Here is a 13,325-nt window from a genome sequence, read left to right as displayed (position 1 = left end):
CCTCGGTACGCAGCCGAGCGGAATTTAGCAGGGTCGAGTCGGCGATCACCACCGGGTGTATCGATTTGATCTCGAACTGCAGTTCTCGCTTCACTACGGCACGTGTTCGTCCACGCCTACGTCGATGAGTCCTACGACCTGACCATCGGCGTCTACATCCTCACGGCCAGCATCGTCGACCTCGCCGATTCCGAAGACATCCGATGCATGCTCCGCGAGCTTCGACGGGGCGGGGGAAAACTCCACTGGAGCAAGGAACCCCCGCATAGACGCTCGGAGATCATCAAGGCCATAAGCACGCAGACCGTGCACAACGTGGCCGTCGTAGCTACCTCGAAACCGATCTTCCCTGAACGTGGGCGCCGGAAGTGCCTTGAAGCATTACTTCCCGAACTGGAGCACGCCGGGGCAACCATGGTGACATTCGAGACTCGGCAGGAGCGGAACAACAAGCTCGACACAGACATGGTTGACGCGTGCAGGCAGAAGCGACTGATCACGCGGCGCACCGGTGTCACATTTGCGCCTGGTGGGAGCGAACCCCTGCTTTGGATTCCCGATGTCGCGTGCGGCGCCGTGCTAGCCGCAGAACGTGGGGACCACGGCTACCTGGAGCAACTCGGGAACAATGCTCGGATAATCAAGGTTACTGCCGGATGAGGGTGAAAAGCCCCAGAAAACGCAGAGGCCGGGGTCCCGCCTCCGGCGGGGGGTCCCGGCTTACTTCCACACCCCAACAGAGCGTGGCTGCAAGCAGTATAACAACAGACTGGTCTCTTACATCAACTCCAGATGGGTCAGCTCATCCGGTGATCTTGCGGCTGCCTGCCGGAAACGTCGTGACCGGGTTAGGCCGTCCGGCTTCGGGAGGCGACTGGGGGCGTCCGACCCCGTATGGTGGTGAAACGTGCAGTTCTTGAACGGGCAGCAGCCCTCCACCGACCTGACCTACGACGACGTCTTCCTGGCGCCCCGGCGCTCCGGCGTCGAGTCCCGCTTCGACGTGGACCTCGCCACCAGCGACGGGACCGGCGCCACCCTGCCGATCGTGGTCGCCAACATGACCGCCGTGGCCGGCCGCCGGATGGCGGAGACCGTCGCCCGGCGCGGCGGCCTGGTCGTTCTGCCGCAGGACGTCGACCCCGGCGCGGTCGCCGAGATCACCGCCTGGGTCAAGGCGCGGCACCCCGTGTGGGACACCCCGCTGGTGTTGCACGTCGATGACGCCGTCGCCGACGCCCTCAACCTCCTGCCCAAGCGCGCCCACGGTGCTGTCGTGGTCGTCGACGACGACAACCGGCCGCTCGGGGTCGTCGACGAGGCGGCCTGCACCGGCGTCGACCGGTTCGCGCGGGTCGGCGAGGTCGCCGACCGGCACCCGGTCGTCCTGCCGCTGGAGACCAAGCCCCGCGAGGTGTTCGAGCAGCTGGACCAGCACGCGCGCAACGTCGCGATCGCGGTCGACGCCGACGGTCGGCTGGCCGGGATCATGACCAGCCGCGGCGCGCTGCGCGCCGAGATCTACACCCCGGCGCTGGACGACGCCGGCCGGCTGCGGGTGGCGGCGGCGGTCGGGGTCAACGGCGACGTCGCGGCGAAGACGTCCGCATTGCTGGAGGCCGGGGTCGACACGCTGGTCGTGGACACCGCGCACGGCCACCAGGAGAAGATGATCTCCGCGCTGCAGGCGGTCCGCTCGGCCGGCCCGCGGGTCCCGGTGGTGGCCGGGAACGTGGTGACCGCCGAGGGCGTGCGTGACCTCATCGAGGCGGGCGCCGACGTGATCAAGGTCGGTGTCGGGCCGGGCGCGATGTGCACGACGCGCATGATGACCGGCGTCGGCCGCCCGCAGTTCTCCGCCGTCGCCGAATGCGCCGCCGAGGCGCGGCGGCTCGGCAAGCACGTCTGGGCCGACGGCGGCGTCCGGCACCCGCGCGACGTGGCGTTGGCGCTGGCCGCCGGCGCGGCGTCGGTGATGGTCGGCTCGTGGTTCGCGGGCACCTACGAATCGCCCGGTGACCTGCAGCGCGACGAGCACGGCCGGGCGTACAAGGAGTCCTTCGGCATGGCGTCGAAGCGCGCCGTGTCCGCCCGGACCCGCAGCGACAACGCGTTCGACCAGGCCCGCAAGGCGCTGTTCGAGGAGGGCATCTCCAGCTCGCGGATGCGGCTGGACCCGCAACGGCCGAGCGTCGAGGACCTGCTGGACCAGATCACCTCGGGCCTGCGCTCGTCCTGCACCTACGCGGGCGCACGCAGCCTGGAGGACTTCTACGACCGCGCGCTGGTCGGCATCCAGTCCGCCGCCGGTTTCGCCGAGGGCAGGCCGCTGCCCTCCGGCTGGTGATCGAGCGGGGGCGCCGCTCGTCGAGCGGCGCCCCCGCCTCTTGATCAGGGCGTGAAGTCCCCTTCCAGGAGTTCGGTGACCAGGGCCGCGATCGGCGAACGCTCCGAGCGGGTCAGGGTCACGTGGGCGAACAAGGGGTGGCCCTTGAGCTTCTCGATCACCGCCGCGATGCCGTCGTGGCGACCCACCCGGAGGTTGTCGCGCTGGGCGATGTCGTGGGTCAGGACCACCCGGGAGTTCGCGCCCAGCCTGGACAGCACCGTGAGCAGCACGTTGCGCTCCAGGGACTGCGCCTCGTCGACGATGACGAACGCGTCGTGCAGCGACCGGCCGCGGATGTGGGTCAGCGGCAGGACCTCCAGCATGCCGCGATCGATCACCTCGTCCAGCACGTTCTCGCTGGCCAGCGCGCCGAGGGTGTCGAACACCGCCTGCGCCCACGGCGCCATCTTCTCGTTCTCGGTTCCCGGCAGGTAGCCGAGTTCCTGACCGCCGACCGCGTACACCGGCCGGAACACCACGACCTTGCGGTGCTGCTGCCGCTCCAGCACCGACTCCAGACCCGCGCACAGCGCGAGCGCGGACTTGCCGGTCCCGGCCCGGCCGCCCAGCGACACGATCCCGACCTCCGGGTCGAGCAGCAGCTCGAGGGCGATCCGCTGCTCCGCGGAGCGGCCGTGCAGGCCGAACGCCTCCCGATCGCCGCGCACCAACCGGACCTGCTTGTCCGCGGTCACCCGGCCCAGCGCGCTCTGCGAGCCGCAGAGCAGTCGCACCCCGGTGTTCGGCGGCAGGTCCCGGGCCTCGTCGAGATCGGCGACGCCTTCCTTGAACAGGACGTCCACCGAATCCGACGGAGCCTCGACGTCGGCCATCCCGGTCCAACCCGAGGACACCACGTCCTGCGCGCGGTACTCCTCGGCGTCCAGGGCGACCGCCGCCGCCTTGACCCGCAGCGGCATGTCCTTGGTCACCAGCGTGACCCGGTGTCCCTCGGCGGCCAGGTTCAGCGAACAGGCCAGGATCCGGGCGTCGTTGGAGTCCGTGCGGAACCCCGGCGGCAGCACCTGCGGGTCGGAGTGGTTCAACTCGACGTGCAGGCTGCCCCCGGACACGCCGACCGGAACCGGCTCGTCGAGCCGACCGTGCTGAATTCGCAGGTCATCGAGGACACGGAGGGCTTCTCTGGCGAACCAGCCGAGTTCGGGGTGGTGGCGTTTGCCCTCCAGTTCACCGATCACCACCACCGGGAGCACGACGTTGTGCTCGGCGAAGCGGGACAACGCCCACGGATCGGACAGCAGCACCGAGGTGTCCAGCACGTAGGTGCGGATTTCGGTGTCACCGGGTTGCGCGCTGCTCGCGGACTCGCCGCTACGGGCTGGGATCTCCGCTTGGGGCTGGGAACGTCGTGCGGTCACGGCTACTCCCTCGCGGGCGTGGCATGCACGCCCGCTCGTCGGCGGGCCGGGCCTGCCCCCGTCGCGCCCCGGCCGGACCGGTAGTCCGCCGTGGCCGCAGGGACCGGGCACCGGCCCTTCGCGACCAAGGTGGACGTGGTAACCGTCCGCTCCAGCCATCAGGCACGATCAGGGCCTCCCGGACGGGCCGCGTTCGGACTTGCACTGGGAACGGCCCGTCATCAGCGACGCTACCGGCGGGATTGCATCTCGGCAGGCAGCCACACAGGTGATTCGCCGATTGGTCAACTTTTCTTCATATGGCACGGGATTCGCCCAGGTCACGGATCCACCGGCGGATCAGGGACAAGGTCGATCCGGGTCCGGCAGCAGGTCAGGACCCCTCCGCGGCCCGGCGCGGATCCGGCACGCCACGTGATCATGACTACGCCATTCGGGTGATCTTCACCGGGTGAACGGCTCAGACGCGGGCCGCCAGCTCGGCCCGGACAGCCTCGGGCACCAGCGGTTCGTCAAGCAACCGGCGATAACGATCGGCGCTCGATGTGCCCGCCGGGCGGTTCTCCAGCCAGCGCCGCAACAGCCGGTAGCCCTCGACGTAGGTGGTGGTGTAGGCGCGCCACAGCGGATCGCGCATGAACCGGACGAGGTGCCGCGCCCGCTGGTCCGGCATCAGCAGCCAGCGCTGCAGGTACGCCGAAACCTCCGCCTCGTCCACGCCGTCGGCGTGCAGCATCAGCAGGGCATCCTGGCGGACCGTCAGCAGGCGGCTCATCGCGAGCTCCAGCCGCTCCGACAGCTCACCTTCCATCCGGATGCCCAGGTCCGCGAAGATCTCCGCCGCCCACGGGCCCCAGCCCGGCCCCACGACCGCCTGCAGGCCCAGATCGGCGAGGCCTTCGGCCATCAGGCACTGCGGGGTGTTGACCAGGAAGATCGTGTGCTCGGCCTGGGCATCCCGGATCGCCAGGCCGGCCTCCTTGCGGCAGTGCTCGGTGTGGTGACCCGGGTAGGACTCGTGCGCGACGAGGTGCGGCAGGTTCGCGGCCCGGTGCCCGACGTCGGCGTTCACGGCCACCCGCGACCGGTAGTCGCCGACGTAGTGGTTGAAACCGCTCCAGGGCTTGTCGGTCACGATCTGGTACTCGACGACCTCCTGGACCGGCAGGCCGAAGCGGCGGCGCACGCGATCGCGCAGCGCGCTCGAAAGCGCCTGGACGCAGACCTTGAGCCGGTCGGCGGGCACCGCCTCCCGGCCGCGGACGGCGGCCAGGCGCGCGGGCATCGAGCCCCGGCCGGGCAGCAGCTCGGCCAGCAGGCGGTGCGCCTCGCGGTACTCGTCCTGATCGCCGAGCGCCGGCGTGACCTGGAAGTACGCCTCCACCTCCGCCGGGAACGGCACCTGCTCGCCGGCCAGCTTGCGCCCGGAGCACTCCAGCGCGGTGAGCTGCGCGGCGAGGAACCGGCGGCGCGGTTCGGCCAGGCCGGATTCCGGCAGCGCGGCGAGCAGCCGGCGCGCGTCGGCGGTCAGCCGCGCCGGGTCGGGACTCGTCTCGTTCTGCACCCGCCGCCGCAGCGTCGGGTCGCCGGTGTAGGAATCCACGAATCCCTGGACGAGCCGGTCGAATCTGAGCCCGAGGAGCACGTATTCGGCCACGAGCGCTTCGGAGTCCACATCCGGACACTACGCCGCGCGCTCGCGGGCGCGAAACGGTGGTCCCCGTTTCCACGGCCGCCGAAACCGCGCGCTTTTGCCGACGCAACGAAAAGGACGGTCGCGACACCTGAAGATCACACAATGGTGTTAACAAGGTGTCGTTTTTCCACTTTGGCTGGATATCTTTCACGCCGAGCGGATCACCCCGGCTGAACATTGGGGTGCGCAGCCGGGAATTCGATCGCGCTCTTCATCCCATCCAACAAGGAGTACCCAAGTGCTTAAGAAGGCAGCGATCGTCGCCGGTGCCGCCGCCGGCCTGCTGGCCCTGGCCCCCGTCGCCTACGCCGACAGCGCGGACAACGACGGCATCAACATCCTGAACGACAACAACGTCAGCGTCCTGCCGATCCAGGCCTGCGGGAACAACGTCGCCGTGGCAGGCGCCGTCGTGCCGATCCTGTCGCCGCAGCTGAACAACTGCGTCAACGCCCCGATCATCGACCACCCCAAGGGCTACTGACCCAGCGGGGCGGATCACCTGGATCTGGTACGCGGAATTAGGTGACGAAAAGGGCGCCGGGCCTGCCCCGGCGCTCCTTTTTGCGTGCCGGAAAACGGGCCGGGAGTCCGCTCGCCGCCGGAATTCCGGGCCGCGACGAGCGGAAACGAGATTCGCGTTCACACAATAGTGTTACTGAGTTTGGGAATCCGACCCGCGCCGGGTTAGCTTCTCTGCCGGAACGCGCCAGACTCGATGGCCACCTCGCGGGCTTTCCGAAGTCCCCGGTGTGAACTCCGAATACCGCGGTAATCAAAGGAGAGTGAACCCAAGTGCTGAAGAAGGCTGCGATCGTCGCCGGTGCTGCCGCCGGCCTGCTGGCCCTCGCCCCTGTCGCCTACGCCGACAGCGCGGACAACGACGGCATCAACATCCTGAACGACAACAACGTCAGCGTCCTGCCGATCCAGGCCTGCGGGAACAACGTCGCCGTGGCAGGCGCCGTCGTGCCGATCCTGTCGCCGCAGCTGAACAACTGCGTCAACGCCCCGATCATCGACCACCCCAAGGGCCACTGACCCAGGGCGAATCGCGTCGGGAGGGCCAGGTCCTGCGGGACCTGGCCCTTTCGCCGTCCCAGGGTCAGCGGCCCAAGCGGCGGTGCCGGACCGCGTAGTCGCGGAGCGCGCGGGTGAAGTCGACACGGCGGAAGGCGGGCCAGTACGCCTCCGTGAACCAGAACTCGGAGTGCGCGGACTGCCACAGCATGAAGCCGGACAACCGCTGCTCCCCCGAGGTGCGGATCAGCAGATCGGGGTCGGGTTGTCCGGACGTGTAGAGGTGCTCGGCGATGTGGTCGACGGTGAGCACCTCGGCGAGCTCTTCGATCGTGGTGCCCGCTTCGGCGTGCTGCTGCAGCAGCTTGCGCACCGCGTCGGCGATCTCCCGGCGCCCGCCGTAGCCGACCGCCACGTTGACCTGCATGCCCGTGCGGCCCTTGGTCCGCAGGGCGGCCGCGGACAGCCGGGCGGCGGTCTCGGTGGGCAGCACGTCGAGGGCGCCGACGATCCGCACCCGCCACGGGGTGGCCGGGTCGGTGAGCTCGTCCACCACGCCGGCGATGATCTCCATCAGCGCGTTCAGCTCTTCGGACGTGCGGTTGAGGTTGTCGGTGGACAGCAGCCACAGCGTGACGACCTCGACCTCGGCCTCGTCGCACCAGCCGAGCAGTTCGGCGATCTTGCGGGCGCCGGCGCGGTGTCCGTGAGCGGCGTCCAGGCCGGCTTCCTTGGCCCATCTGCGGTTGCCGTCCAGGATGACGCCGACGTGCCTGGGGTGTTCCACCCCGTCGAGCTTGCGGCGCAGCCGCCGCTCGTAGACGTCGTAGATGAGTTCTTTCAACCGAACCTTGAGCGCCACGCCCGATGAGCCTACGCGGATGCCGGCGGGCCGTGGCCCCCACCTCAGCTCAGCGTGCCGCGCAGGTCACGGACGGGATGCGCGACACCGCGCCTTCGAGTGCCGTTGGACACTTCCGATCACAGGGGCGGGTGCGAGGTCTCCGCACCGAACCTACGGTCCCGTAACCTCGAGGTGTGACTAGCGCCCTCACCGCTCGCCGCCCGACGGCATTCGTCAAGCCGCGGATGCGCGGCTGGATCCACTTCTGGTCGCTGGTGGTGTCCGTCGCCGCCGGTGCCACGCTGATCGCCCTCGCCGCGTCGACCGTGTCGGCCGCCGCCGCGGTGGGCACCTCCATCTACGTCGCGACCGTGCTGGGGCTGTTCGGCGTCAGCGCCCTCTACCACCGCAAGACCTGGAAGACGATCGGCGCGCGCACCTGGATGCGGCGGCTCGACCACTCCATGATCTTCCTGTTCATCGCAGGCACCTACACCCCGTTCGCGATGGTGGCCATGCAGCCCACGACGGGCGCGGTGGTGCTCGCCGTCGTCTGGGGCGGAGCGCTGGGCGGCGTGATCTTGAAGCTCGCCTGGCCCAACGCGCCGCGCTGGGTCGGCGTGCCGGTCTACATCGCGCTCGGCTGGGTCGCCGTGTTCGTGTTCCCCGACCTGCTGCAGAACGCCGGGGTGGCGGCGCTGGTGCTGCTGATCGCCGGCGGGCTGATGTACACGGCGGGCGCGATCTTCTACGCGACCCGGTGGCCCGACCCGTGGCCGAAGACCTTCGGCTACCACGAGTTCTTCCACTCGGCGGTGTCGCTGGCGGCGATCTGCCACCACATCGCGATCTGGCTCGCGCTCTACGCCTGACGCGCGTTCCACCAGGCCAGGGCCCGTGCGCACTTCGTGCCGCTATGACAGCACGAAGTGCGCACGGGCCCTTTCGCTTGCTCAGCCGCCCTCGGGGCCGCGGTTGCGCAGCTCGTCGACCTTGGACAGGGCCTCGCGCAATTCGCCCAGCCAGTCCTCGGTGTGCCTGCCGACCAGCCGCACCGCCCAGGCCAGCGCCTCGGACCGGGACCGGGCGACCCCGGCGTCCACCAGCGTGTCCAGCACCATGCGCTCGGGCTGGTGCAGCCTCGTCATCACCGGCACGGACAGCGTGGTGAACAGTTCCTCGGTGCCGCCGAGGCTGGCGCCCCAAGCGACCTTGCGCCCGTAGCGGTGCTCCGCCTGGCGGGCGATCTCGATCCGCTCTTCGCGGGTCTCCTCGCGGAAACGGGAGATCCGCCCGCTCTCCGCTGCGGCGCGCTCGGCGTCGTCGGCGAACTCGCCGTCCACCGGCGGCAGTTCGCCGACCACCAGGATCTCCTCGCGGTCGACGGTGACCGCCGGGCCGCCGACGAACCAGCCCTCGGGCAGCCGGCCGGTGAACCAGGCCGTGGCGTCGGCGGCGGTCGGCGGCTCGCTGCGCCGGCCACCGCCCGCCCACGGCGGCCCGCCCCGGCCTCGGCCGCGAGCCGTTCGTCCGAATCTCGAATGCATGACTCCCACCTCCCGATTACAGGATTACACGCTTACACCGCAGGTGGGTAGGGCTGTCGTTCGGCTCGCGGCGAAACCGGGGCACCTTTCCGCAGGATGGAGTGAACGGCCCGTTCACCTCATCCATCGGAGCAAACGGGCCGTTCACCCCCAACCAACAACACGCAGCAGCTACGAGTGGATGAAGCGAACGGCCCGTTCACCTCATCCATCGGAGCAAACGGGCCGTTCACTCCCAACCAACAACACGCGGCGGCTTCGGTGGCTGAAGCGAACGGCCCGTTCACCTCATCCATCGAGGTGAACGGGCCGTTCGCGGCCTTTCGGCCAGGCTCGGTGGCTCAGCGGGTGAGGGAATCGACGAGGTCTTCGGTCGTCGTCACCGGGCGGTCGCACACGTAGCCCCGGCACACGTACGCCGCCGCGGCTCCGCCGACCAGCGGCCGCTCCGCCAGCAGCGGAACCCGGGTCGCCTCCGGCTCCCCCGCCAGCGCCACGGCTCCGCCTGGGGCGTGCCGCCGCGCCGCGGCGATCAGCGCCGCGCGGTCGGCGTCGCCGGCTTCGCCGACCACCGCGACCTGCAGCGGGCCGTGTGCGCGGGCCTCGGCGGCGCTGAGCCAGTGACCCGCGAAGCGGGGAGCGCGCTGGGCCAGGAGCCCGGCGCGGCCGAGCGCCTGCTCCGTCGCCGCGCGGTAGCGGCCGGCGGCGTCCGGGCCTGCGAGCGCGGCAGCGGCGAGCAGGGCCGAGGCGAGCGCCGAGGCCCCGGAGGGGCTGGCGTTGTCGGTGGGATCGGAGGGGCGCCGGACGAGGGGCTCGGCGTCGGCCGCCGTGTCGTGGAACATGCCCGGGTGGTCGGCGTCGGCGAACTGCTGCAGGGCCGTGTCCAGCAGTCCGCACGCCGCATCGAGCCATCGCGGCTCGGCGGTCGCCTGGTGCAGCGCGAGGAGCCCGTCGGCGAAGCAGCCGTAGTCCTCCAGCACCCCCGCGGCCGTTCCGACCACTCCGTCGCGGGACGTGCGCCGCAACCTGTCGTCGACGAGGTGCCGCTCCAGCAGCAGATCCGCCGCCTGCGCCGCCGCCTCGATCCAGCTCGGCTCGTCGAGCACCGCCGCGGCCTCGGCGAGCGCCGTGATCGCCATGCCGTTCCAGGCGGTGACGACCTTGTCGTCCTTGCCCGGTTGCGGGCGCCGGTCGCGGGCTTCGCGGAGGCTGTCGCGCACCCGGCGCCAGCGGGCGTGGTCGTCCGGGTCCCGCTTGAGCTGCAGCGTCGATGCGCCGTTCTCGAAGGTGCCCGTCTCGGTCACCTCGAACAGCTCCGCCGCCCAGTCCCCGTCCACCGGCCCGAGCACCTCGCGCAGCTGGTCCGGCGTCCACACGTAGGTGAGCCCTTCGACGCCTTCGGTGTCGGCGTCCAGCGATGCCGCGAAGCCGCCTTCCGGCGTTCGCAGGTCGTGCAGCAGGAACTCGGCCGTCTCGCGGGCCACCCGTTCGCCGAGCGGGCTGCCGATCCTGGCGAGGTGCGCGTACACGCGGAGCAGCAAGGCGTTGTCGTACAACATCTTCTCGAAGTGCGGCACCACCCACGCGGCGTCGACGCTGTAGCGCGCGAAGCCGCCCGCCAGCTGGTCGTAGATGCCGCCGCGGGCCATCGCCGAGCAGGTCGCTTCGGCCAGTTCCAGCGCGGCGTTCTCGCCGTCCGGCACGCCGACCCGTTCGTGGTGGCGCAGCAGGAACTCCAGCACCATCGACGGCGGGAACTTCGGCGCGCCTCCGAACCCGCCGTGGGCCGCGTCGAACTCCGCGTGCAGCCGGGAGACCGAACCGGCCAGCACCTCCTCGTCCAAAATGGACTCCGGCAGCGGGGCGCGCTGCGCGGCCAGCTGCTCCACCACCCGGGCGGCGGCCTTCCGGACCTCTTCGCCGCGGCCTTCCCAGGCCCGCGCCACGGCGTGCAGCAGCTGGCCGAACGACGGCATGCCGCCCATGGGCGCCGTCGGGTAGTAGGTGCCGCAGTGGAAGGGCTCGCCTTCCGAGGTGAGGAAGCAGGTCATCGGCCAGCCGCCCTGCCCGGTCATCGCCTGGGTCGCCTCCATGTAGACCGCGTCGATGTCCGGCCGTTCCTCGCGGTCCACCTTGATGTTCACGAAGTGCTCGTTCATCACCCGCGCGATCTCCGGGTCCTCGAACGACTCGTGCGCCATCACGTGGCACCAGTGGCAGGCGGCGTAGCCGACGGACAGCAGCACCGGCACGTCCCGCCGCCGCGCCTCGGCGAACGCCTCGGGCGACCAAGGCCACCAGTCGACCGGGTTGTCGGCGTGCTGGAGCAAGTAGGGGCTGGTCGCGTTCGCAAGCCGGTTCGCCATGCGCCCAGCCTCCCACTTCGCCGAACCGGGCGCACCCAGCCCCGCCCCTCCGGACACCCCGGCTGCGCGCACCGATTTCTCACAAAAGGTGTTACAACCGACGGCATCTCTGCTAATACTTACGGCCACTCGCGGATCTTGAGGAGCGGCGGATGACGACCATGCGCCTCGGCGCTGTGCGACCACGCGACGAGACCGCGGTGGATGCCGTCGCCAGCCCGCAGGGGTAGCGATGGGAAACGTGCGGCCGTCGGACGCCGGGCCGTGTTGTGCTCGATGACGTGCCGCAGCACGTCCTGCCTGCGCTGCTCGACCACTGCACACCGCGACACCTCGTCGTCACCGACGACGCCACACCCGAGCACGAACTCGCCGCGATCCGCGCCTCCGGAACCGAGGTGCGGGTCGTGCCGACGCCCCCGCCGTGACGGCAGAACCATCCGAGGGAACGATGCGAGCAAGGATATCCACTGTGGACAACCTGGGAGCGGCGCGATGAACCTGGTCGCCGGAATCGACTCCTCCACCCAGTCCACCAAGGTCGTGGTCTGCGACGCCGACACCGGAGCCGCGCTGCGGGAGGGCCGCGCACCGCACCCGGACGGCACGGTCGCCGACCCGGAGGACTGGTGGCGAGCGCTGACCACCGCTTCCGACGGCCTCCTCGACGACGTCGCGGCCATCGGCATCGCGGCCCAGCAGCACGGCATGGTGGCGCTGGACGAGCAGGGCGTGCCCGTGCGGCCCGCGCTGCTGTGGAACGACAACCGCTCCGCGCAGGCCGCGATCGACCTGACCGAGGAGCTCGGCGGGCCGCAGGCGTGCGCGGAGGCGATCGGCTCGGTGCTGGTCGCCAGCTTCACCGCCAGCAAGCTGCGGTGGCTGGCCGAGCACGAACCGCACCTGGCCGACCGGGTGACCGACGTGCTGCTGCCGCACGACTGGCTGACCTGGCGGCTGACCGGCGAGTTCGTCACCGACCGCGGTGACGCGTCCGGCACCGGCTACTGGTCGCCCCGCCAAGGCCGTTACCGGGAGGACGTGCTGGCCACCGCGTTCGGCGGCCGGACGCCCCGAACGCCGCGGGTCCTCGGCCCGGCGGAAGCAGCCGGGCACACCCGGGACGGCAAGCTGGTGTCGGCCGGAACGGGCGACAACATGGGCGCCGCGCTGGGCCTGGACGTCCGGCCCGGCGACGTCGTGGTGTCGCTGGGCACGAGCGGCACGGTGTTCGCCCGGGCGGATCGGCCGAGCGCGGACCCGAGCGGCCAGATCGCCGGATTCGCCGACGCGACGGGCGGTTTCCTGCCGCTGGTGTGCACCCTCAACGCGGCCCGGGTGCTCACCGCGACGGCGGCGATGCTCGGTGTCGAGATGGCCGAGTTCGACGAGCTGGCGCGCCGAGCCGAGCCCGGTGCGGGCGGCCTGGCGCTGCTGCCGTACCTGGACGGCGAGCGCACGCCGTTCCTCCCGGACGCCGCCGGAACCCTCACCGGCCTCCGGCGGGACAACATGACGCCGGAGAACCTCGCGCGGGCCGCGGTGGAGGGAATGCTGTGCGGGCTCGCGGCCGGCGTCGACGCGCTGCGCGCGGAGGGCGTCGAGGTGGGCAGGGTGCTGCTCATCGGCGGCGCGGCCCAGTCGCGGGCGGTGCAGGTGGCGGCGCCGCTGATCTTCGGCGTGCCGGTGACGGTGCCCGCACCGGCGGAGTACGTCGCCCGAGGCGCGGCCCGCCAGGCGGCATGGGCGCTGGCGGGAACGCCGGAGCCGCCCGAGTGGCTGCTGCCAGGAGCGGCGGAACTGGACGTCACCGACCCGGAAGCAGGAGCCCGCATCCGAGACCAGCACACCGGCGCATTCACCCAGGTCCACGGCGCCTGACCGGGAACGCCCGTGAGTGGCGAAGCCGGTCTCACCGGAATCGCCACTCACGACGTCATGTCGAAGCCGCTCGTCCGGCCGAGGGCGGCCGCCCAGTCGGATACGGTGCCTTTGCGCAGGTGATCGATCAGGGGGAGTTTCCTTTGCAGCCAGGGCATCCGCCGTTCCAGCCGCCCCACCGCCCCATGGCGCCGCCGCCGCAC

General features: G+C 70.8%; 12 protein-coding genes. 7 read left to right on the top strand and 5 right to left on the bottom strand.

Annotation, left to right across the window (positions count from 1 at the left end; genetic code table 11):
* Positions 1-102 precede the first annotated feature (102 nt).
* Positions 103-660, top strand: a complete 558-nt coding sequence (locus E1288_RS08585; RefSeq protein WP_132483069.1) for a hypothetical protein — start codon at positions 103-105, stop codon at positions 658-660.
* A gap of 247 nt (positions 661-907) precedes the next feature.
* The gene (locus E1288_RS08580) at positions 908-2,347 is read left to right on the top strand and encodes a GuaB1 family IMP dehydrogenase-related protein (RefSeq protein WP_132483067.1); all 1,440 of its coding nucleotides are present in this window, start codon (positions 908-910) and stop codon (positions 2,345-2,347) included.
* A 44-nt stretch (positions 2,348-2,391) separates the two neighbouring features.
* Here the strand turns inward: E1288_RS08580 and E1288_RS08575 are convergent, their stop codons facing one another.
* Positions 2,392-3,735, bottom strand: a complete 1,344-nt coding sequence (locus E1288_RS08575; protein ID WP_408013171.1) for a PhoH family protein — start codon at positions 3,733-3,735, stop codon at positions 2,392-2,394.
* A gap of 493 nt (positions 3,736-4,228) precedes the next feature.
* Positions 4,229-5,443, bottom strand: a complete 1,215-nt coding sequence (locus E1288_RS08570) for a DUF885 domain-containing protein (protein WP_132483062.1) — start codon at positions 5,441-5,443, stop codon at positions 4,229-4,231.
* A gap of 259 nt (positions 5,444-5,702) precedes the next feature.
* Here E1288_RS08570 and E1288_RS08565 point away from each other — a divergent pair, with 259 nt between their 5' ends.
* Both E1288_RS08565 and E1288_RS08560 read left to right on the top strand, forming a co-directional pair.
* Complete coding sequence (locus E1288_RS08565; RefSeq protein WP_132483060.1) at positions 5,703-5,948, top strand: hypothetical protein; 246 nt, start codon at positions 5,703-5,705, stop codon at positions 5,946-5,948.
* A 311-nt stretch (positions 5,949-6,259) separates the two neighbouring features.
* Positions 6,260-6,505, top strand: coding sequence for a hypothetical protein (locus E1288_RS08560; RefSeq protein ID WP_132483058.1), 246 nt, complete (start codon positions 6,260-6,262; stop codon positions 6,503-6,505).
* Between the two features lie 64 nt (positions 6,506-6,569).
* Here E1288_RS08560 and E1288_RS08555 read toward each other — a convergent pair whose 3' ends face one another.
* Complete coding sequence (locus E1288_RS08555; protein WP_132483056.1) at positions 6,570-7,346, bottom strand: isoprenyl transferase; 777 nt, start codon at positions 7,344-7,346, stop codon at positions 6,570-6,572.
* A 176-nt stretch (positions 7,347-7,522) separates the two neighbouring features.
* Here E1288_RS08555 and trhA point away from each other — a divergent pair, with 176 nt between their 5' ends.
* Entirely contained in the window at positions 7,523-8,200 is a 678-nt protein-coding gene (trhA, locus tag E1288_RS08550; protein ID WP_328592445.1) for a PAQR family membrane homeostasis protein TrhA, read from the top strand.
* 81 nt (positions 8,201-8,281) lie between these two features.
* Here trhA and E1288_RS08545 read toward each other — a convergent pair whose 3' ends face one another.
* Both E1288_RS08545 and E1288_RS08540 read right to left on the bottom strand, forming a co-directional pair.
* Positions 8,282-8,875, bottom strand: a complete 594-nt coding sequence (locus tag E1288_RS08545; RefSeq protein WP_132483053.1) for a hypothetical protein — start codon at positions 8,873-8,875, stop codon at positions 8,282-8,284.
* Between the two features lie 341 nt (positions 8,876-9,216).
* Positions 9,217-11,241: a thioredoxin domain-containing protein gene (locus tag E1288_RS08540; protein ID WP_132483051.1), complete on the bottom strand. Its 2,025-nt coding sequence runs from the start codon at positions 11,239-11,241 to the stop codon at positions 9,217-9,219.
* 281 nt (positions 11,242-11,522) lie between these two features.
* Between E1288_RS08540 and E1288_RS08535 the strand changes: the two genes are divergently transcribed.
* Positions 11,523-11,669, top strand: a complete 147-nt coding sequence (locus tag E1288_RS08535) for a hypothetical protein (protein WP_207954255.1) — start codon at positions 11,523-11,525, stop codon at positions 11,667-11,669.
* 67 nt (positions 11,670-11,736) lie between these two features.
* A complete protein-coding gene (xylB, locus tag E1288_RS08530) occupies positions 11,737-13,122 on the top strand; it encodes a xylulokinase (protein WP_132483049.1) in 1,386 nt (461 codons plus the stop codon).
* Positions 13,123-13,325 lie beyond the last annotated feature (203 nt).

Origin of the sequence: Saccharopolyspora elongata (genome assembly GCF_004348985.1) — a bacterium.
GTDB classification, from domain to species: domain Bacteria; phylum Actinomycetota; class Actinomycetes; order Mycobacteriales; family Pseudonocardiaceae; genus Saccharopolyspora; species Saccharopolyspora elongata.
The sequence above is the reverse complement of the archived record's forward strand: the minus strand, read 5'-3'. Positions and strand labels throughout refer to the sequence as shown.

What these genes read in the sequence shown, in the direction of transcription:
- xylB (WP_132483049.1), top strand. Translation starts at nt 11,737, where the DNA reads ATGAACCTGGTCGCCGGAATCGACTCCTCCACCCAGTCCACCAAGGTC.
- E1288_RS08540 (WP_132483051.1), bottom strand. Translation starts at nt 11,241, where the DNA reads ATGGCGAACCGGCTTGCGAACGCGACCAGCCCCTACTTGCTCCAGCAC.
- E1288_RS08545 (WP_132483053.1), bottom strand. Translation starts at nt 8,875, where the DNA reads ATGCATTCGAGATTCGGACGAACGGCTCGCGGCCGAGGCCGGGGCGGG.